The sequence below is a fragment of the Sphingomonas sp. Sph1(2015) genome (genome assembly GCF_001970915.1).
GTDB lineage: Bacteria > Pseudomonadota > Alphaproteobacteria > Sphingomonadales > Sphingomonadaceae > Sphingomonas > Sphingomonas parapaucimobilis.
The window spans coordinates 21500-42546 of the sequence record NZ_MQUI01000007.1; the positions used below are offsets into that span (position 1 = coordinate 21500).

Below are 21047 nucleotides of genomic sequence, written 5' to 3' on the forward strand. Positions count from 1 at the left end.
CGGCTTTCGGCCATGCTGGGGGCGGTGTTCGTCGTCGGGCTGATCGCGATGCTGGGCGTCGTCTATGTCGCCACCGCCCGCGACCTGACCGCACGCAGCGATCGGATCCTTCATGCCGCCGCGCAGCGCCTGTTGCAGGTCCCCGCCGACCAGTTGCCCGATCGTATCCGGTACGAGCTGCGGCGCGACCGTGCCGGTTTCAACTATCTGTCGCTGATCGCGGCCGACGGCACCCCGGTCGTCGGCAATATCCGCCTGTCGCGCCCCCTGCCGCCCGGCCTGCCCGTCGATGTCGACGGCGGATCTCGCGGCCCGTTGCGGCTGGTCGCGCTGCGCACCCGCGAGGGGGAGACGCTGCTGGTCGGGCGCGACATCAGCCTGCTGCGTGACCTGCGCCGCACGATCCTGGAAACATTGATCGTCAGCGGCCTGCTGACCCTGTTATGCGTCACGACCGCCGCGATCTGGTTCAGCCGGGCACCGCTCCGCCGGGTCCGGGCGCTGCAACGCGCCAGCCGGGAGATCGCGGCGGGCGACTTCTCTGTCAGGATGCCGATCGCGGGACGGCATGACGAGCTGGACCAGTTCGCGACGACGGTGAATGCGACGGTCGAAGAGGTCGGTCGTGTCGTCGCCCAGGTCAAGGGCGCGACCGATGCCATCGCGCACGACCTGCGCACCCCCCTCACCCGCGTCCGCGCCACGCTGAACGCCTTGCAGCATCGGCCGCAGGACACGGTCGAGGTGACGACGGGCATCCGACAGGCGACTGCCGACCTCGATCTGGTGCTGGAGCGGTTCGCCGCCTTGCTGCGTATTTCCGAGCTGGAGGCGGGGCGGCGCCGTGCCGGGTTCCGCACCGTCGATCTGGGCACCCTCGTCACACAGGTGGCCGATCTCTACGAACCGCTGGCCGAGGATGGCGGCATCACCCTGTCGGTCGCGACGCGATCATGGTCGGTGAATGGCGACGACAAGCTGTTGTTCGAGGCGCTGAGCAACCTGCTCGACAATGCCATCAAGTTCGGCCGCCCCGGCGGTCGCGTCGCGATCGCCCTGGTCGAGGACGCGCAAGGACGCGCGATCGAGGTTCGTGACGACGGCCCCGGCATCGCGGCCGACGAACGTGATGCGGTGCTGCGCCGGTTCCATCGGGGACAGGGCATGCAGGACATTCCGGGCAGCGGCCTGGGCCTCAGCCTGGTCGTGGCGATCCTGCACCTGCATGGCTTCCGCCTCAGCCTGTCGGATGCCGCGCCGGGCCTGTGCGTGCGCATCGCGCTGCCCCGACCGGCGTGAAATTCATTTAAGTCGTCTGCGCCCGCATATGGCGCGATGGAGCCCCCCGTCGACGACGGACTGCGGGTTCCCCAACCCCTCGATCCCCGCGCCGTCGCCGACACCGCCCATCCCTGACGGTCACCGGGACGCCCATGCTTCAGCTCGTCAAGCTCGCCCTCAGCAAACCCTATACCTTCGTCGTCCTCGCGATCCTGATCGTGCTGGGGGGCGGGATCGCGGCGGTCGAGACACCGACCGACATCTTCCCCGACATCCGCATTCCCGTGATCGCGGCGGTATGGACCTATCGCGGCCTGCCGCCGCGCGACATGTCGGGGCGGGTGATCTATTATTACGAGCGGTCGCTGTCCGCGACCGTCGGCGACATCGACCATATCGAAAGCCAGTCGCTGTCGGGCGTGGGCATCGTGAAGATCTTCTTCCGCCCGGGCGTCGATATCCGCACCGCCACCGCGCAGGTGACGTCGGCCTCGCAGACCGTGCTGAAGCAGATGCCGCCGGGCATCACCCCGCCGCTGATCCTGAACTACAACGCCTCGACCGTGCCGATCCTGCAACTTGCGCTTTCGGGCAAGGGCCTGTCCGAACAGAAGATTTACGACCTCGGCCAGAACATGATCCGCCCCGCGCTGGCCTCGGTGCAGGGGGCGGCGATCCCCTCGCCTTATGGCGGCAAGGAGCGCCAGATCCAGATCGACCTCGATCCCGCCGCGCTTCAGGCGCACCGGCTGTCGGCGACCGACGTCGCCAACGCGCTGGCGCAGCAGAACCAGATCGTGCCTGCGGGCACCGCCAAGATCGGCCAGTATGAATATAATCTCCGCCTGAACAACAGTCCCGACGCGATCGACGATCTCAACGACCTGCCGATCAGGACGATCGACGGGACGACCGTGCTGATGCGCGACGTGGCGCATGTCCGCGACGGCTCGCCGCCGCAGCGCAACGAGGTGCGCGTCGATGGCGCACGCTCGGTCCTGATGACGGTACTGAAGAGCGGGTCGGCCTCGACCATCGCGATCGTCGATCAGGTCAAGGCGCTGATGCCCAGGCTGGAGGCGACGCTGCCGCCGGGCCTGAGCGTCAAGCCGCTGTCCGACCAGTCGGTGTTCGTGAAGGCGGCCGTGTCGGGCGTGATGCGCGAAGGCGTGATCGCCGCCGCGCTGACCAGCCTGATGATCCTGCTGTTCCTGGGATCGTGGCGGTCGACGGTCATCATCGCCGCATCCATCCCGCTGGCCATCCTGGCCGCCATCGCCGGGCTGGCGCTCGCCGGGCAGACGCTCAACATCATGACGCTGGGCGGCTTGGCGCTGGCGGTCGGTATCCTGGTCGACGACGCGACCGTCACGATCGAGAATATCAACTGGCACCTGGAGCAGGGCAAGTCGGTGCGCGACGCGATCCTGGACGGCGCGAAGCAGATCGTCGGCCCCGCCTTCGTCTCGCTGCTGTGCATCTGCATCGCCTTCGTGCCGATGTTCTTCCTGCCGGGCGTCGCGGGCTTCCTGTTCGCGCCGATGGCGATGGCGGTGGTGTTCGCCATGATCGCCTCGTTCGTCCTGTCGCGCACGCTGGTGCCGACCATGGGCAATTACCTGCTGCGCGATCACGCCGGGCCGCACACCGCCGAGGTGATGGTCAGCCACGATGCGCAGGCCGGACGCCCGGAGAGCCGCAACCCGCTGCGCCGATTCCAGCATGGCTTCGAGCATCGGTTCGAGGCGGTGCGCCGCTATTACACCGGCCTGCTCGCCTTCGCGCTCGCCCGGCGGCGGCCCTTCGTCATCGGCTTCATGATCGTGGTGCTGATGTCCTTCGCGCTGGTGCCGATGCTCGGCCGCAACTTCTTCCCCGCGGTCGATGCGGGCCAGATCAGCCTGCACGTCCGCGCGCCCGTCGGCACCCGGATCGAGGAGACGGCGGCGCTGTTCGACCATATCGAGAACCGTGTCCGCCAGGTCATTCCCGCCGACCAGCTCGACACCATCGTCGACAATATCGGCCTGCCGGTCAGCGGCATCAACCGCGCCTATTCCAACACCGGCGGCGTCGGCCCGCAGGACGGCGACATCCTGGTCACGCTGAAGGAAGGCCATCGCCCGACGCCCGATTTCGTCAAGGCGCTGCGCGAACAGCTGCCCCGCGACTTCCCCGGCTCGTCCTTCGCCTTCCTGCCCGCCGATATCGTCAGCCAGATCCTGAACTTCGGTTCGCCCGCCCCCATCGACGTGCAGGTCGCCGGGCCTGACACCAAGGGAAACGAGGCCTATGCCCGGATGCTCGTCGCCCGCCTGTCGAAGGTGCCGGGGCTGGCCGATGTCCGCCTGCAACAGGCATCCAACTATCCCGAATATGCGGTCGACGTGGACCGCGCCCAGGCCAGCCGCCTGGGCATCACCGAGAATGACGTGACCCGCAGCCTGTCGGTCAATCTCGCAGGCAGCTCTCAGGTCGCCCCGACCTTCTGGCTCAACCCCAAGAACGGCGTGTCCTATCCGATCGTGGTGCAGTCGCCGCAATATCGCGCCAGCACCATCGAGCAGCTCGACAACCTGCCGATCACCGGCAGCGCGCCCGGCAGCTTCCAGACGCTTCAGGCGCTGGGCACGCTGCACCGCGAACCCAGCCCCGCGCTGGTGTCGCATTATGCGGTGCAGCCGGTGTTCGACGTCTATGCGACGCCGCAGGGTCGCGATCTGGGCGCGGTCGCCGCCGACATCGACAAAGTGCTGGCCGAGACCAAGGCACAGTTGCCCAAGGGCGCGACCGTCGCGATGCGCGGACAGGTGGAGACGATGAACACCGCCTTCACCGGCCTGATCCTCGGCCTCGCCGGGGCCGTCATCCTGATCTACCTGCTGATCGTCGTGAACTTCCAGAGCTGGATCGATCCGCTGGTGATCGTGTCCGCCCTGCCCGCCGCGCTCGCCGGGATCGTGTGGATGCTGTTCGCGACGCACACGCCGCTCAGCGTCCCCGCGCTGACCGGCGCGATCATGTGCATGGGCGTGGCGACCGCGAACAGCGTGCTGGTGGTCAGCTTCGCCCGCGAGCGGCTGGCCGCCTGCGGCGATGCGATCCAGGCCGCGATGGAAGCCGGGGCCACCCGCTTCCGCCCGGTCCTGATGACCGCATTGTCGATGATGATCGGCATGGCCCCCATGGCGCTGGGCCTGGGCGAAGGCGGCGAGCAGAATGCGCCGCTCGGCCGTGCCGTGATCGGCGGGCTGCTCTGCGCCACGCTCGCCACGCTCGTCTTCGTTCCCGTCGTCTTCGCCATCGCGCATCGCCGCCAGAAGGCGACCGCGCCCACCCCCCTTATGCCCAACGGAGAAGCCATCCATGCATGACGCCGCCCCGGCCCCCGCTGTGTCGGCCGACACGCCCAGCCCCAAGGGCCTGAAGATCGCAGGCCTTGCCGCCGCCGTGCTGGCGATCGGCACGGTGGGCGTGGGAACCCTGACCCGAGGCCATGACGTCGCGGCGGCGGCCAGCTGGTCCGCCACCAACGCCATCCCGACCGTCCACCTGATCCCCGTCCAGCGTGGCGCGGCGAGCGAAGCGCTTGACCTGCCCGCCACGCTGGAGGCCTGGGAAGCCGCCCGGCTTTTCCCCCGTGTCGGCGGCTATGTGCGCAGCTGGTCGCAGGACATCGGCGCGCATGTCGCGGCCGGACAGGCGCTGGGGGTCATCGACACGCCCGAACTCGACCAGCAGATCGGCCAGGCCCGTGCCGCACTTGCCAGCGCCGTTGCGCATGAAAAGCTGGCGCGCAGTACGGCGGCGCGCTGGAGCGACCTGCTGACCACCTCCTCGGTGTCCAAGCAGGAGGTCGACGAGAAGAACGGCGATCTCGCGGTCAAGACCGCCGGTGTCGCCGAGGCGCGCGCCGCCCTGTCGCGGCTGGAGGCGATGAAGCGCTATGCCGTGGTCCGCGCGCCCTTTGCCGGGGTGGTGACCGCTCGCAATGCCGAGGTCGGCGATCTGGTCGGTCCCGGTGCCGCCGCCCAGGCACCGATGTTCGGCGTCGCCGACACGCATCGGATCAGGGTCTATGTCAACGTCCCGCAGTCGCTGTCGGCGACGATCAGGCCGGGCATGACCGCGACGCTGACCGTTCCTGCCTTTCCGGGACGCCGCTTCACCGCGACCGTCGCGGGCCTGTCGAGCGCGGTCGACCCGCAATCGGGCGCGTTCCGGGTCCAGTTGCTCGCCGACAATCCCGACGGCCTGCTGAAACCCGGCGGCTATGCCCAGGCGCGGTTCGATCTGCCCGGACAGCCGGGCGCGGCACAGGTGCCGTCCAGCGCCATCCTGTTCGGCGCGGGCGGGGCTCAGGTCGCCACGGTCGACCCGCGCAGGCATGTCGTGATGCATCAGGTCCATATCGGGCAGGACAATGGCCCGACCGTACAAGTCCTGTCCGGCATCACGCCCGGCGAACAGATCGTCGACAACCCGCCGGACTCGCTGGCGCAGGGCGAACTGGTCCGCGTCGGGCAGAACCATCATGGCTAAGCCCCTGACCCGCTGGCTCGCCGGTGCCGCGCTGGCGCTGCTGGGCGGATGCTCGATGGCCCCCGCCTATCGCCCGCCAGCCCTGCCCGCCCCCGTCGCGTTCAAGGAGATACCGGCCGCCGGGGACGGGGTGTGGAAGCCCGTCGATGCAACCGCCGCCACCGCCCTGCCCGCCGCCTGGTGGACCGGCTTCGGCGATCCGCTGCTCGACCGGCTGGAGGCGCGGATCGACAGCGACAATCCGACGCTGGCGGGGGCGCTGGCCCGCTATGACATGGCCCGCGCCACCCTGGCGGGCGCGCGTTCCGGGCTGTTTCCCCGTGTCGAACTGACGCCGAGCGTCCTCCGCAACCGACAGTCGGACGAGCGCCCGTTGCGCGGCGGTTCGCAGCCGGATTTCTATACCGCCGCGACGCTGGGCGGCGACATATCCTATGAGGCCGACCTGTGGGGGCGCGTGCGCAACTCGGTCGCCTCCGGCCGCGCGCTCGCCGAGGCCAGCCGCGACGATATGGCGGCGGTCAAGCTGGCGCTTCAGGGGCAATTGGCGGCCGACTTCGTGCGCCTGCGGGGACAGGACCAGCAACTGGCATTGCTCACCCAGACGATCGAGGCCTTCGCCAAGGCCGACGCCCTGACCCGCAACCGCTTTCGCGGCGGCATCGCGACGGGCATGGATGTCGGCCGGGCGGGCGCGCTGCTCGGCGAAGCCCGGGCGCAATATGCCGCATTGCAGGCCGATCGCGCCCTGACCGAACATGCGATCGCCAGCCTGGTCGGCCAGCCCGCCTCGGTGTTTTCCATCCCGGGACGCGATACCCCGCTCCACCTGCCGAGCATTCCGGTCGGCGTCCCCTCGACCCTGCTCGCCAAGCGCCCCGATATCGCGGCGGCCGAGCGGCGCATGGCGGCGGCCAATGCGCGGATCGGCGTCGCGAAGGCGGCGTTCTTTCCCCAGATCACGCTGGGCGGCACAGGCGGATTCCAGGGCACGGCGCTGGCCGGGCTGGTCGCGGCCCCGAACATCTTCTGGGCAGTCGGACCGGGCGCGATCCTCAACCTGTTCGACGGCGGCAAGCGGCGCGCCGATGTCGCCGCCGCGCGGGCGGACTGGGATGCCGCCGCCGCCGACTATCGGGTCCGTGCCCTGGGGGCATTCCAGGACGTCGAGGACGCCCTGGCCACGTTGCGTCATCTCGACGAGGCGCAGGCCGCACAGGATCAGGCGGTCCGATCCGCCGCCAGCACCAGTGCCATCGCGCTGGATCGCTATATCAAGGGCGCGGCCACCTATCTGGACGTCGCCACCGCCCAGGAAAACCTGCTTCGCGACCAGCAAAGCGCCCTGTCGCTGCAGACCCGACGCCTGACCGCCACCGTCGCACTGGCCCGCGCGCTGGGGGGAGGATCATGGTCTGCGCGACCGGCATAGCCTGATCCTCGCCTGCGTCCCGCATCAGAGGGCGGCGTCCGCCAGGCGCCCCCTCAGCTTCAGCATCAGTCCCTCGGGACGGTAATCGGTCGCGGACAATTCCTTGAAATAGGACCGCAGCGACCGTTCGATCAGAACGGAACCGAAGCCTTTGCATCGCGGCGGACTGACGGGCGGGCCGCCACGCTCCGACCATTGCACGGACAGCCGTGCGTCGTCCTCCATCCCGTCCACCGACCAATGCAGCGTCGCGATACCCGTATCGTTGGAGAGGGCGCCATATTTGGCTGCGTTCGTCGCCAGCTCGTGCAGCGCCAGGGCAAAGGCCATGCTGGCTTCGGGTTGCAGGACGATCGGTGGCCCGTCGATGATGATCCGCTCGCCGATGCCGCCATGCGGAGCCAGTGTACGTTCCGCCAGCTCGCGGAGGTCGGCGGATCGCCACGACTTGCCGGTCAGGATGTCCGTCGCGCCACCCAGCGCGACGAGGCGCGCCGACAGGGCGTTTGCGGCGGTTTGGGTGTCGGGCGAATTGCGCAGCGTCTGCTGCGCGACCGACTGGATGACGGACAGGACGTTCTTCAGGCGATGGGCCAGTTCGCCGTTGAGGTATCGCATATCCTCCTCGGCCTGCTTGCGCTCGCGAATGTCACGGGTGACTGTCCCGTATCCGACCATTTCGCCGCTGGCATCGGTAATGGGGAAAACCGAATAGAGCATCGGGATCAGTTCGCCGGTCCCGAAATGCCGGAAGAGCACGTCACCCGACCAGCTTCCCCGCTCCGCAACGGCCGGAAGAGCTTCCTGCATCACGATTTCCAGGGCGTCGGGCAGGAAAAAATCGGCGATCGAAAGCGATGTATAGTCCACATCCTCCAGTCCGACGATGCTGCGGGCAGCGTCGTTCATGAAGAATATGCGCCCGTCGAGATGGGCCATCGCCACGAAGTCGGTGCTGTTCTCCACCAGCCGGACGAAGCGGTCGCGCTCTTCCTCGCTCTCGCGCAGATCGGTGATGTCGCGCGATACCGACAGGATACGGTCCCAACGCCCATCGGCGTCGAATATGGGGCTGACCGCCACGTGCCACCATTTCCAGTTGCCCTTCATGGTGCTGGCGCGCCCGATGAAGCTGGAGGACTGGCCCGCCCGCGCAGCCTCGAGGGCAGCCCTGGCCTCCCGATGGCCGTCGCCCGTCCAGAAATCCGGCCACGGACAGCCAAGGATGGCGTTGAAGTCGCTGACCTCCATCACCCGCTGTCCGCCATCGCTCATGAAGGCCAGCTTGCCATCGAGATCGAGGACCTTGATGCAATCGGTCGAACTGGCGAGGACGCTGCCGGTGAAGGATTCGCGTTCCCGCAGATTCTCGAACGCCCTGTCCCGATCGCGCAGGGCGCGAACCCGCTCGGTACTGTCCGAACAGATGTTCAACAGTCCCGCGATTCGCCCGCTTTCATCATGAACCGGCGAATAGGCGAAATTCCACCAGCTTTGCTCGTCGATGCCGTGCCGGGTCATGGTGATCGGCTGGTCACGAATGGCGACACGCTCGCCGGCAAAGGCGCGGTCGATCAACGGGTGGAGCACGTCCCATCGCTCGCGCCATGTCCCGGCCGCCGACAGCCCCAGGGCCTCGGGGTGACGGCCGCCCAAAATCCGAGCATATTCATCATTGTAGATCTGAATCCGATCCGCCCCCCAGATCAGGCACATCGCCTGACCGGCGTGGAGCATGATGTCGACAGCGGTGCAAAGACTTTGCGGCCAGTCCGCCAAGGCGCCGACCGATGTCGCGGCCCAGTCATGGGCACGCACCCGCTCCATCATCATGGGGCCATGCCTGGGCGGTCCGCCGTCGTCCTTGCCAAAGTCCATTTGTCTTCCGCCCCCGGCTGTTGATCAGAAAGCCGTCATGCGCTTGCTGCCACCCTGTCGGGCAATGGCCTAACCCAAGCCAGGCCAGAGATAAAGCAACCCGTCTGACCGGATGGACATGCCAATGCCTTCGCGGGATTCGGCGGTGACGTGCCGATCGGTCGACACCGTCGAAGGTGGAGGGCGGGGACAGCGTGATCCGGGCGCCGTGCGGCTGCCAGGAGAGATACCAGCTATGCCGGTGTTAGCCAGCCGCCCTTGAACCCGGCGCGTTCCAGCCCGGCCCGGATATAGGGGTTCTTCTGCATCGTCTTCCAGATCAGGCCGCTGCGCCAGTTCTCGATCATGCACGCGATCGGCCCCTGGTCGATGCCGAGGAAGTCGTCCGCGACCCAGCCGATATAGGGCACCACCTTGCCATGCTGCAGCTTGACGTCGGTCAGGGTCAGCGTCGGATTGAAGCTGTCGCGAAAGCCGTAGCGGTCGTAGATCGCGGTGCCATAGGTGGAATACATCGCACGCGCGGCGGGCAGCACGATCTCGGGCGCGAAGGCCACCGAGCCCAGCGCGGCGGTGGGTGCGATCGTGCCGTCGTCGCGGTCGCCGGGGCCGCGCGCCGAATAGGAGAAGAATTCGCGCTTGCGCCCGTTGATCTCGCGCACGAAATCCCCCGGCCCGTCGCACGCGGTCAGCCCCCAGACATTCTCGCCATAGCCGCGCCAGCCCGCCGGATTGTTGATCGCATAACGGCGCTGCGCATAGGTCGCGCGGCGGCTATTCTCGAAATAATCGAAACCGCGCCGTTTGGAATAGGTGTCCATCAGCCCGCGAAAGTCGATCCACACCTGGCTGTACTGATGCCCGAACAGCGGCGGGAAGGCGGTGAAGGGATTGTCGTATTTCTCGTCCCATGACGGGTCGAACTTGGCGGTCCATGCGTCCCATGTCGTCGGCGGCAGCGCATGGGTCGGCGAGCCCAGCGCCAGGACGTAGAGGATCAGGCTTTCGTTATAGATGTTCCAGTCCGAGCCGATGAAGCCGCTTTCGGGATGCCAGCCCATCGAGACGAAAGGCTTGCGCGGCGTGATCCAGTCCCATTCGACCGCGCGGTAGAGCTGGTCGGCGAGCGCACGGATTTCCCGCTCGGCCGGGTCCGCCTCGTCGTCGAACCAGGTCTGCGCGAACAGGACGCCGCCCAGCAGCAGCGCGGTGTCGATCGTCGATAGCTCGGTCCTGGCGAAGCGATGTCCCTTGGTGACGCCGAGGAAGTGGTAGAAAAAGCCCTTATAGCCGGTCATCCCCTCCTTGTCCGGCCCCTGCGGTGCGTTCGCGAAGAAGCGCAGCGTGGCCAGCGTGCGCTGCGCGGCGGCGGCTCGGGTGATCCAGCCGCGCGTCGCCGCGATCGGATAGGTGGTCAGCGCAAAGCCGACCGCCGCGATCGAGGCGAAGCTGGGGGTCGGCCAGCGATCGGGGGCCAACCCCGTCACCTGATCGGTGGTGTTCCAGAAATAGCTGACGGTCCGACGCTGGATATCGTCCATCAGCGGGTCGCTGGCACTTGCCGGGGTGGTGCCGACCCTGGGCAGGGCACCGGGAAAGGCCAGCAGCGGCGCCCGCTTCGGCGCGAGCGGCCCGGCGGTACACCCCGCCAGCCACCCCGCCCCGCCCAGCGCCGTGGCGCGCAGGATATCCCGTCGATCGAACGTCATGCGGTTATTCTCGAATCTGTACCGTCACCCCGGCGCCGACCGGGGTGACGGCGGAGGACGCATCAGAAGTTGAAGCCTGCCGACAGCTTCACCGTGCGCGGCGGATTGCCGCCGATGCTGTAGGTCGACCTTTCCCGGTAGATGCTTGGCGAGCCCGGGGTCCGCGTCGTGTCGCTCGGGTCGTTGTTATAGTCGACGTAATTGCGGTCGTTCATCGCGTTGATGATGTCGACACGGAAACGGATGCGCGTCGCGTCGCTGATGAACTTCAGCGGCACATATTTGGTGAACGCCAGGTCGAGCTGGCGACGGCCCCAGCGATCGCCCAGCCCGAACACTTCCGAACCCACCAACGTCCGCTGATACGGGTTCGACGTGTCGAGCAACGCGCGCTGGAAGGTCGGGCTTTCGATCTGGAACTTCGCCGACATCGTCACGCCCAGCGGCGTGTCGACGCTGCCCGCCACCACGAAGCGGTGCCGCGGAACCACTCCCGAGCGCAGCATCGGGTAATCCGAGGCCTTGGGGAAATCGAGCAGGAAGTAGGAGGACTGGTCGTTGTTCGGCCGGTTATCGACCGCCGCGGTGAAAGTATAGGTAGCGTCGATGCTCCAGGGCGAGGCGGCCGAATAGGCCTTGGTCAGCTTGGCATAGGCCGAGTCCGCCCGCGTCTCCAGCCCGTTGTCGCCCAGGATGATCGCGCCGTACCCGCTCGGCGCGAAGCTGGTGTTCGGCGCCTGCGGCGCGCCCGTGGTCGGCGAAGGCGCGAAGAACGACCCGTCGGGACGGCGCGTGCCGAGCAGATAGACGAACCCGTCCTTGCTGACGATCCGCGTATAGCCGACCTCCAGCTCGACCGGGTTGAACCGCCCGCGAACGCCCAGGCTGAACTGGTCCGAATACGGAACCTTCAGGTCGTTGTTGATGAAGCGGAACTCGCGCCCGCCCGGACCGCCATTGCCGATCAGCTGCTGGCGACCCGCATCGGTCAGGTAGATCGGGTTCCAGGGAATGCAGTTGGGTCCCGGCGTACAGGGATTGATCGTGTCGGCGCCCTGGAACAGGAACTCGCGACGCTGGAAGCGGCCGTTCGACAGTTCCTGCTGCAGGAAGTCGAACTGGTTGCGGTCGTACGACCGGCCATAGCCGCCGAACACCGCGAACCGGCCCTGTTCGTCCAGGCGATAGGTGAAGCCGACGCGCGGCTGCCATGCGCCCTTGAACGCCTTCCGGTTGCTGCCGGTCGAGATATAGTCGCTGATCCTGTAATCGGCGTTGACCAGGTTCGGATAGTTGGCAGGCGACACCGCGTTGACGTTCTCGGCGGAGGTCACGTAGTTCAGGAACGCCGGGGTCCGCTCATAATCCCAGCGCAGGCCGATATTCAGCGTCAGCCGGTCGGTCACGTCCCAATCGTCCTGTGCATAGAGGCCGAGCTGGAAGTTCTTCGAGCGGATGCGCGGATCGCCGAGACTCCCGTTCGCGCCGAACTGCAGGCTGTAGGGAATCTGGTCGTTGAACCCGCTCGCCGACGGCAGGGTGGTGTCATAGAGATAGAGCGGGTTGATCAGGTTCTGCTCCAGCGAGTTGAGCGTCACCCACTTGGCCTTCGCGCCGACCTTGAACGTGTGGTTCTCGACGCCGGTCCAGGTGAAGTCGTCCTGCACGGTCCAGCCCTTCTGCCCCTTGTCCTGGAAGCCCAGCCCGGCGCCGGTGCGGAACAGGTCGAAGGTCGACACGCTACTGCCGTTGCGCGTCGTGGTGCGGAACTGCTGGCCGATGCCGTTCTCGGCGGGCTGGGGCGACCAGGCGACATCCTCATAGGAGACGCGCACATCGTTGATCCACGAGTCCTCGCTATGCTGCCAGCGCAGCATCCCGCGCTTCTCGTTCACCTTGCTCAGGGTGCGCGTGGAGAAGGCGGCATTGCCGTTGCCGATCTGGACGCCGGTCTCGTTGCGATACTTGCCGGTCAGCTCGACCAGGTCCTTGTCGGTCGGCTCCAGGTCGATCTTGCCGAAATACAGGTCCTGGCGGAAGCTCGAATTGAACGAGCCGAAGATGTCGCGATACTGGGCGGGCAGGCTGGACACCGCTACGCCGTTGGTCGGCAGGATGTCGATCGGCACCTGCCGCCGCTTGCCCTCATAGCTGACGAAGAAATGCGCGACGTCCTTGACGATCGGACCGCCCAGCGCGACGCCGAACTGCTTGTCCTCCGAAGGGATCTTGGCGATCTTGTTCGGATAGATTTCGGTCGGGCGACGGTCGCGCAGCTTCTGGTTGGTGAAGTCGAAAAAGCCCTCGCCGTGGAATTCGTTGGTGCCCGACTTGGTGCCCGCGATGATCGCGACCGAGCTGACCTGATCCAGCTCCGCCTTGTAGTTGGACGACAGCACCTGATACTCGCCGATCGCGAGCTGCGGGAACGGATTGCCGGGCGAGCTGTCCTGGCCGGTCAGGCCTCCACGCAGAACATAGTCCTTCTGGCTGACGCCATCGATGAAGACGTTGACCGAGTTCGACCCTTGCGCGCCGCCCTGGATGCGCGAGCTGCCGTCCGAGCTTTCGATGAAGCGCACGCCGGGAGCCAGATCGGCAAAGGCCAGGAAGTTGCGGCTGTTCTGCGGCAACTGCTCGAGCAGTCGCGGCGTGATGTTGATGCCCACCTGTCCGCCGGACAGCGAGCGGATGCGGCTGCCGGTGACGATGATGTCGCCCTGCTGCGCCTCGGCGGGGGGCGGTGCGGTCTCACCGGCGGTGTTGTCGCCCGGTGCAGGCTGGGCCGGTGCCGGGGCGGTGGTCAGGTCGAGGTCGAGCCCGGCATTCTGCCCGACACGCAGGGTGAACTGATCGGAGTTGCGCGTGCCCTTCTGAAGGCGGATTTCCAGCCGATAGGCACCGGCCCGCAGTGACGGGAAATTATAGCTGCCGTCCGCGCCGGGCACGACCGTGCGGCGAAAGCCGGTATCGACCTCGACCAGCGTCACGTCCTGCAACGGATTGTCGGGCGCGGTGCGGATCACGCCGCGCAGCGCCGCCTGCCCGGCCTGCGCCATGGCGGGCGCGCTCCACATCGTCGCGGTGCCCAGCCCCGCCAGCATCGTCGCCCCGGCGAGCGCCAGCCTGAAAGCGTTCCGTGTCATAACCTATCCCCTGTCCGTTTCTCTTGTTGTCTCACGCACCATCAGATGCGGGACGATGACCTCGTCCGCCCCGGTGGATGCCTCTCCCGAAGATGCTTCGCGCGCGCCCGCGATCTGCGCGGCCAGCTGCGCCACGGCACGCGCGCCCATCGCCGCGATGTCGATCGCGACGCTGGTCAACGCCGGGCTTACCAGCCGTGCCAAGGGAATGTCGTCGAACCCGGCGACCGCCACCTGTTCCGGCACGGCGATACCGTGGCGCTTCAGCGCCATCAGCGCGCCGATCGCCATCATGTCGTTGGCCGCGAAGATCGCGTCCGCCGCCAGCGTTCCCGCCGCGACGCGCTCGCCGACCATGGTGCCGCTGGCCTCCAGAAAGTCGCCCTCGATCACGCTCAGGGTCGCACCTGCCTCGGCGGCGGCGGCCTCAGCGCCTGCGCGTCGCTCCTGCGCGTCGAGATTGCCCACCGGGCCGGAGATATGGACGATCCGCTTCGCCCCGCCCGCCGCCAGATGCGCGACGGCGGCGGCGGCGCCGGCGCGATTGTCGATCCGCATGTTCAGGCTGCCGACCTGCGGCGCGCAGGCCAGGAACACGGCCGCCAGCCCGCGCGGCATATGCCGGGCAAGGACATCGGGGTCGAGTTCCGGGGCCATCACCACCAGGCCGTCGACCTGCCCGCGCAGCGCCGCCAGCGTGTCGAGCCCGCGCCCGTCATGGAGCACGGTCAGCAACAGTCCCAGTCGGCGCGTGCTCGCCTCGCGGTCCATGCCGCGCAGCAATTCGGAGAAGAATTCGCCGTGCAGGTCGGGCAGCACCACGCCGATCGCGCCGGTCCGCGCCATACTCAGGCTGCGTGCTCCGGCATGGGGGACATAACCCAGTTGCGCCGCCGCTTCCTCGACACGGCGACGCATCTCGGCTCGGACATGGTCACGCCCGTTGAACACCCGCGACACCGACGCGACCGAAACGCCCGCCACCCGCGCGACGTCATGGATCGTCGCATGGGCACCGCGCGTCGCCGGAGTGGCGGCCGGGGCAGAATCGGGTCGGGCAGGCGGCATGGCCAGCGAAAGCATCCTCTCTGTGTCGCGGGCTTGTAACCGCTTACAGAAACCGCTTACATGAAGCGGACATGACAATCAATCGGTCGATTGGCCAGCGTAACGAAATCCGGACGGCGGCCTGGAATAGGATCCGGGCGACGGCGTAGACGGCACGAAAATGAAATGGAAAGGGAGCAGGATGGACGGGCAGGATCGGCGGATTTCACGGCGGGCATGGCTGGCCGGGGCGGGCGCGGCGCTGGCATGGTCGGCCAGCCCGGCACGGGCGCTTCTCTCCCTGGTCGGCGAACGACCGCTTCCCGCGACGGTCGAGGCGCTGATCCCGCGCATGACGCTGGCCGAAAAGGCCGGGCAGCTCAATCTGCTCGCCGCCGCCTGGGCCGGGGGCGCGGCGACCTCGCTCAACCCGGCGGGCGCGGCGTCGAGCTTCGACACGCAATTGCGCATGGTGCGCCGGGGTGAACTGACCGGCGTGTTCAACGGCAATGGCGCGGAGATGGCGCGCCGGATGCAGACCGAGGCGATGCGACGATCGCGGCTGAAGATCCCGCTGCTGTTCGCCGCCGACGTGATCCATGGCCTGCGCACCGTCTTTCCGGTGCCGCTGGCCGAGGCGGCCAGCTTCGACCCCGACCTCGTGCGCCGTACCGCCCGCGCGGCAGCGGTAGAAGCAGCGGCGTCGGGGATCGACTGGACCTTCGCGCCGATGGTCGACATCGCCCGCGACGCGCGCTGGGGGCGCGGCGTCGAGGGATCGGGCGAGGACGTGTTGCTCGGCCGGTTGATGGCGGCGGCGCGTGTCGAGGGCTTTCAGGGCAGCGGCCTCGCCGCGCCGGATGCCGTCGCGGCCTGCGCCAAGCATTTCGTGGCTTATGGCGCAGGCGAGGCCGGGCTCGACTATAACAGCGTCGACGTGTCGGAACGGACGCTGCGCGACATCTATTTCCCGCCCTTCCAGGCGGCGTTCGCGGCCGGAGCGCCGACAGTGATGGCCTCGTTCAACGATCTGTCGGGGATACCCGCCACCGGCAATCCATGGCTGCTGGATACCGTCCTGCGCCAGGAATGGGGGTTCGGCGGACTGGTCGTTTCCGACTATACCGGAGACGAGGAACTGATCGCGCACGGTTTCGCCAAGGACGGACGCGATGCGGCGCGGCTGGCCTTTCTGGCCGGGGTCGACATGTCGATGCAGAGCGGTCTGTACCTCAAATATTTACCCGATCTGGTCGAGAAGGGCGAGGTTCCGCTCGCCCGACTGGACGAAGCGGTGCGCCGTGTGCTTGCGCTCAAGGTCGCGCTCGGCCTGTTCGACGACCCATTCCGCCGCATCGATCCGGCACGCGAAAAGACGCGGATCCGCACACCCCAGACGCTGGCGCTGGCGCGCGAGGCGGGGGCACGGAGCATCGTCATGCTCCGCAACGAAGGCGACCTGCTCCCCCTGCCCCGCTCCGGCAAGACGATCGCGCTGATCGGGCCGTTTGCAGGCGGCGGGCATGATCTGATCGGGCCATGGAACGTCTATGGCACCGACCGCGAGGCCGTCGATCTGATGACGGCGGTGCGCGAGACGCTTCCCGGCGCGACCCTGGACGATGGCAGCGATGTGGCGCGTGCCGTCGCCACGGCGCGCGCGGCCGATATCGTCGTTCTCGCGATCGGCGAGACGCAGACCATGTCCGGCGAGGCGCAGTCCCGCACCGAGATCACCGTGCCCGCCGAGCAACAGGCGCTGGTCGAGGCGATCGCTGCGACCGGCAAGCCCTATGTCGTGCTGCTGCGCACCGGGCGCGCGCTGGCGCTGACCGGCGCGGTGGCGAAGGCGCCCGCCCTGCTGGTGACGTGGTTCCTGGGTTCGCAGGATGGCCCCGCCATCGCCGATATCCTGTTCGGCGCGGTGTCGCCCTCGGCACGGCTGCCCGTGTCCTTCCCGCGCGCCAGCGGACAGGTGCCCTATTATTATGCGCACCGCAGCACGGGCCGCCCCAACCCGCCGGGGGCGCTGCAACCCTATAAGGCGCACTTCCGTGGCCATCCGAACAGCGCCCTGTTCCCGTTTGGCCATGGCCTGACCTATGGCAAGATGGTCTATTCGGACCTGCGCCTGAGCAGCCCGACAATGGGCGACACCCCCCTGACGATCCGCGCGACCGTCACCAACAATGGCCGCATGGCCGCGACCGAAGTGGTGCAGCTCTATATCCATGACGTCGTGGCCAGCGTGACCCAGCCGGTACGCGTGATGAAGGCCTTCACCCGCGTCGCCCTGGCGCCGGGGGCACGACAGGAGGTGACCTTCACCCTCACCCGCGCCGACCTGTCCTTCACCGGCCGCGACTTGAAACCGACCACCGAACCCGGCGCCTTCCGCCTCTGGATCGCGCCGTCGGCGGAGGCCGAGGGGCTTGCGGGCATGTTCACGCTGGCGTGATCGCGCGCCCCTTCCCGCCCTCACCCCGTGCTTGATCCGAAGCCCGCCTTTCCCGAGCAATGAAAGGCGGGCAAGTGCTGGACGACACTGCCGGAAATCCACGCGAAGCCCATCCCCTTCGCGGGAGGGGTTGGGGCGGGGGGATCAAATCCATGTCATAACGCCTCAGCGCGCACGCCAATTCCAGGCTCCGTGCCGCACCGCTATGCGCGCCCAGAACGTAGCGATGTGATGCGGAGCCCCGCCCCGCTCCGCCTTGTGCCGGAATACCCCTGACATCCTCTATCCACAAAGAATAATGATACTCATTCGCATTTTAGCGTTGCGCAAAAATCCCGCCATCGCCTAATGCGAATGATTGTTAATATCTAAAGGGGTAATTCATGTTTTTGACGCTGGCCGCCATGGCAGCGCTCGGACAGCCTGTGCGCGAGGAAGACGCGACCGAACAGCGCGATGTCGTCGTCACCGCAACCCGCGCCCCCATTCAGGCCCAGGATGCGCCGGTGACCGTCTCGGTCAAGAAGGCCGAGGAAATTGCGGACGAACTGGCGACCGACATCAAGGACCTTGTCCGTTTCGAGCCGGGGATCAGCGTCCGGCGGGCACCGACCCGCTTCGGTGCGGCGATGGGCACGACGGGCCGCGCGGGGAATGAGGGCTTCGTCGTTCGCGGCATCGGCGGCAACCGCGTCCTGATCCAGGTCGATGGCGTCCGTGTCCCCTATGGCTTCAGCTTCGGCGCGCAGGATGTCGGGCGCGGCGACTATGTCGATCTGGACCTGATCAAGTCGGTCGAGTTTCTGCGGGGACCTGCCTCCGCCCTGTACGGCAGCGACGGTCTGGCGGGAGCGGTCAGTTTCACCACCAGCGATCCCGCCGACATCCTGGGCGACAAGGCGTTCGGCGGCTCGCTGCGGACGCAATATAGTTCGGCGGACGACGAATTCACCCAGTCGGGGGTCGTCGCGGGCCGCTCGGGCGCGGTATCGGCGATGCTGGCCTATACGCGGCGCGACTTTTCCGAACTGAAGAACAAGGGCGATGTCGAGGGCACCGGCGTAACCCGGACCGCACCCAATCCGCAGGACGGCCGGGCCAATGCGCTGCTTGGCAAGCTGGTCTGGAACGTCGCGCCCGGGCATCGGCTGCGCGCCACCGGCGAGTATCTCGACAACCGCGTCGAAACCGACGTGCTGACCGGGATCAACCGCAATGTGGCGGGGCTGCAGGCGCGCGACACGGGCAAGCGCTGGCGCGCCGGGCTGGACTGGACCTATGACGGGGCCGGGTTCGTCCAGTTCGCGCGCGCGGCGGCCTATGTCCAGGACGCGGACAATCGCCAGTTCAGCGCCGAGGACCGGGTGACGCTGGCCGACCGCACCCGGCTCAACACGCTGGAGAACCGGGTTTATGGCGGATCGGGCGAGATACGGCTGGGCTTTTCGACCGGCCCGATCACCCACCGGCTGGTGACGGGTGCGGATATCAGCGTGCTGCGCCAGCGCGGTGTTCGCGACGGCACGGTTCCGCCCGCGGGCGAGACCTTCCCGACGCGCGCCTTCCCGACGACCGACTTCACCCTGGCCGGGGCCTTTGTCGGGGATGAGATCGGCATCGGTCCGCTGACGCTGCATCCTGCCCTGCGCTATGACTGGTATCGCCTGTCGCCCGATCGCGATCCGCTGCTGCCCCGATTTGTCGGCCCTGCGCAGTCGGCGGACCGGCTGAGCCCGCGTATCGGCGCGGTCCTGACCCTCGCCCCCGCCCTGCGCCTGTTCGCCAGCTATGCACGCGGCTTCCGGGCGCCCGAGCCGGGACAGGTCAACCAGTTCTTCTCGAACCTGGCCTTTGGCTATACCTCGATCCCCAACCCGAAGCTGCGCCCGGAAACCAGCGAGGCGGTCGAGGCGGGGCTGCGCCTGAACAGCGAGGCCATCGACCTGTCGGCCAGCGTCTTCCGCGCCGATTATCGCGACTTCATCAGCCAGGAGGTCGTGGGCGGCAATTTCACGCCCGCCAATCCCGCCTTGTATCAGTTCGTCAATCTCGACCGCGCCAAGGTGAAGGGGGCGGAGGCGCGTTTCGAGGGGCGTGCGCGCAACGGCCTGACCGGGCAACTCGCGCTGTCCTATGCGGAGGGCGAACAGATCGCCGCCAATGACAGCCGCAGGCCGCTCGCCACCGTCGATCCGCTCAAGCTGGTGATGGGCATCGGCTGGCGCGAGCCGGACGAGGGGCGCTTCGGCGGTCAGGTCATCATGACGCACAGCGCACGCAAGGCGGCGCGGGACACGACCGGCCTGTGCGGCACGGAATGCTTCCGGCCCGCCGCCTTCACGATCCTGGACGCGACGATGTTCGCCCGGGTGACGGACGCGCTGACGCTGCGCGCGGGTATCTTCAACCTGACCAATGCCACCTATGCCTGGTGGTCCGACGTTCGCGGCCTCGGCATGCCGCGCCCCCTGCCCGCGGGCGCCGCCGATGTACCGCCCATCGCCTTCACCCAGCCGGGCCGCAACGCCAGCGCCTCGCTCACCCTCCGTTTCTGAAAAGGGGTTATCCGATGAAGAACCGTTCGATGCTGATCGTCGCGGCGCTTGCGCTGCTGCCCGTCCCCGCCCTGGCCGATGGTCCGCTCCGACAGACCGCCGCCGAGGCACAGGCCGCCAAGGCCGCCGATCGCGCCGACATCCTGGCGATGGCCGGACACTATAAGGTGCGTTTCGACATGCAGGAAACGACCCCCTGGGCGGTGGGCTACACGCCCCTCGACCGCAAGATCTCGGGCGGGAACGAGGTGGTCCGCGTGATCGAGGACACGCCCGACCATATCGCGCTCCAGCATCTGCTGGTCGTCGAGCATGACGGCAAGACCCATGTCATCAAGCATTGGCGACAGGACTGGGATTACCAGCCCACGCGCGTGCTGGTCTATGCCGGTCAGGGCCAATGGGTGTGGGAGGCCGTACCCGAACGGATGCGCGCCGGGCGCTGGTCGCAGACCGTCTACCAGGTCGACGACAGCCCGCGTTATGCCGGATGGGGCCGGTTCGAGACGCAAGGCGGTGTCCGCCGCTGGCGATCCAACTGGACCTGGCGCCCATTGGCCCGCCGCGATGCCGTCCGGCACCCGGTCTATGACCGCTATTATGCGATCAATCGGCACCAGCCGACGCCGACCGGCTGGGTGCATTGGCAGGACAATATGAAGATGGGCCTGAAGGACGGCAGGCTCGTCCCCATCGTCCAGGAATCGGTGCTCAATACCTATGAACGCTTCGACGGCTTCGATGGGAAGGCGGCCGACGATTATTGGGTAAAGACGAAGGATTACTGGGCCGCCGTGCGGGCGGCCTGGAGCCGGGTAGCCGATACGAAGGGCGGCATCGCGGTCGAGGAACAGGCGGAAACCGGGACGGTTATCAGCGGCCGCCTGCTGACCATCGCCGACGACATCCGGTCGGGCAAGATCACCAGCGCGGCCGGAACGGCAGAGGCGACCGCGCTGATCGATCGGAACACCGGAAAGATCGGTTGACCAGCAGGGG

At 67.6% G+C, this 21047-nt stretch carries 11 protein-coding genes; 7 read left to right on the forward strand and 4 right to left on the reverse strand.

What is annotated here, in order from left to right; genetic code table 11:
- Window positions 1-12 precede the first annotated feature (12 nt).
- The 4 genes from BSZ14_RS04700 (at window position 13) to BSZ14_RS04715 (ending at window position 7255) form a co-directional block, all read left to right on the forward strand.
- Complete coding sequence (locus BSZ14_RS04700; RefSeq protein WP_083748098.1) at window positions 13-1299, forward strand: sensor histidine kinase; 1287 nt, start codon at window positions 13-15, stop codon at window positions 1297-1299.
- Window positions 1300-1433: 134 nt separating this feature from the next.
- A complete protein-coding gene (locus BSZ14_RS04705; RefSeq protein WP_076710015.1) occupies window positions 1434-4655 on the forward strand; it encodes an efflux RND transporter permease subunit in 3222 nt (1073 codons plus the stop codon).
- Window positions 4648-5823 (forward strand): efflux RND transporter periplasmic adaptor subunit, encoded by a 1176-nt coding sequence (locus tag BSZ14_RS04710; protein WP_076710016.1) that lies wholly within the window; start codon window positions 4648-4650, stop codon window positions 5821-5823. The genes BSZ14_RS04705 and BSZ14_RS04710 overlap by 8 nt, the downstream gene beginning before the upstream one ends.
- Window positions 5816-7255, forward strand: coding sequence for an efflux transporter outer membrane subunit (locus BSZ14_RS04715; protein WP_076710017.1), 1440 nt, complete (start codon window positions 5816-5818; stop codon window positions 7253-7255). The genes BSZ14_RS04710 and BSZ14_RS04715 overlap by 8 nt, the downstream gene beginning before the upstream one ends.
- A 24-nt stretch (window positions 7256-7279) precedes the next feature.
- Here the strand turns inward: BSZ14_RS04715 and BSZ14_RS04720 are convergent, their stop codons facing one another.
- From BSZ14_RS04720 to BSZ14_RS04735, 4 genes are all read right to left on the reverse strand, one after another.
- A complete protein-coding gene (locus tag BSZ14_RS04720; protein WP_083748099.1) occupies window positions 7280-9133 on the reverse strand; it encodes a PAS domain-containing sensor histidine kinase in 1854 nt (617 codons plus the stop codon).
- A 233-nt stretch (window positions 9134-9366) separates the two neighbouring features.
- Window positions 9367-10842, reverse strand: coding sequence for a glucoamylase family protein (locus BSZ14_RS04725; protein WP_076710018.1), 1476 nt, complete (start codon window positions 10840-10842; stop codon window positions 9367-9369).
- A 62-nt stretch (window positions 10843-10904) separates the two neighbouring features.
- Entirely contained in the window at window positions 10905-13988 is a 3084-nt protein-coding gene (locus tag BSZ14_RS04730; protein ID WP_241823637.1) for a TonB-dependent receptor, read from the reverse strand.
- A 3-nt stretch (window positions 13989-13991) separates the two neighbouring features.
- The gene (locus BSZ14_RS04735; protein WP_241823638.1) at window positions 13992-15071 is read right to left on the reverse strand and encodes a LacI family DNA-binding transcriptional regulator; all 1080 of its coding nucleotides are present in this window, start codon (window positions 15069-15071) and stop codon (window positions 13992-13994) included.
- A 166-nt stretch (window positions 15072-15237) separates the two neighbouring features.
- Here BSZ14_RS04735 and BSZ14_RS04740 point away from each other — a divergent pair, with 166 nt between their 5' ends.
- From BSZ14_RS04740 to BSZ14_RS04750, 3 genes are all read left to right on the forward strand, one after another.
- A complete protein-coding gene (locus tag BSZ14_RS04740; RefSeq protein WP_076710020.1) occupies window positions 15238-17493 on the forward strand; it encodes a glycoside hydrolase family 3 N-terminal domain-containing protein in 2256 nt (751 codons plus the stop codon).
- Between the two features lie 383 nt (window positions 17494-17876).
- Window positions 17877-20048 (forward strand): TonB-dependent hemoglobin/transferrin/lactoferrin family receptor, encoded by a 2172-nt coding sequence (locus BSZ14_RS04745; RefSeq protein WP_076710021.1) that lies wholly within the window; start codon window positions 17877-17879, stop codon window positions 20046-20048.
- 14 nt (window positions 20049-20062) lie between these two features.
- Complete coding sequence (locus BSZ14_RS04750; protein ID WP_076710022.1) at window positions 20063-21037, forward strand: DUF6607 family protein; 975 nt, start codon at window positions 20063-20065, stop codon at window positions 21035-21037.
- Window positions 21038-21047 lie beyond the last annotated feature (10 nt).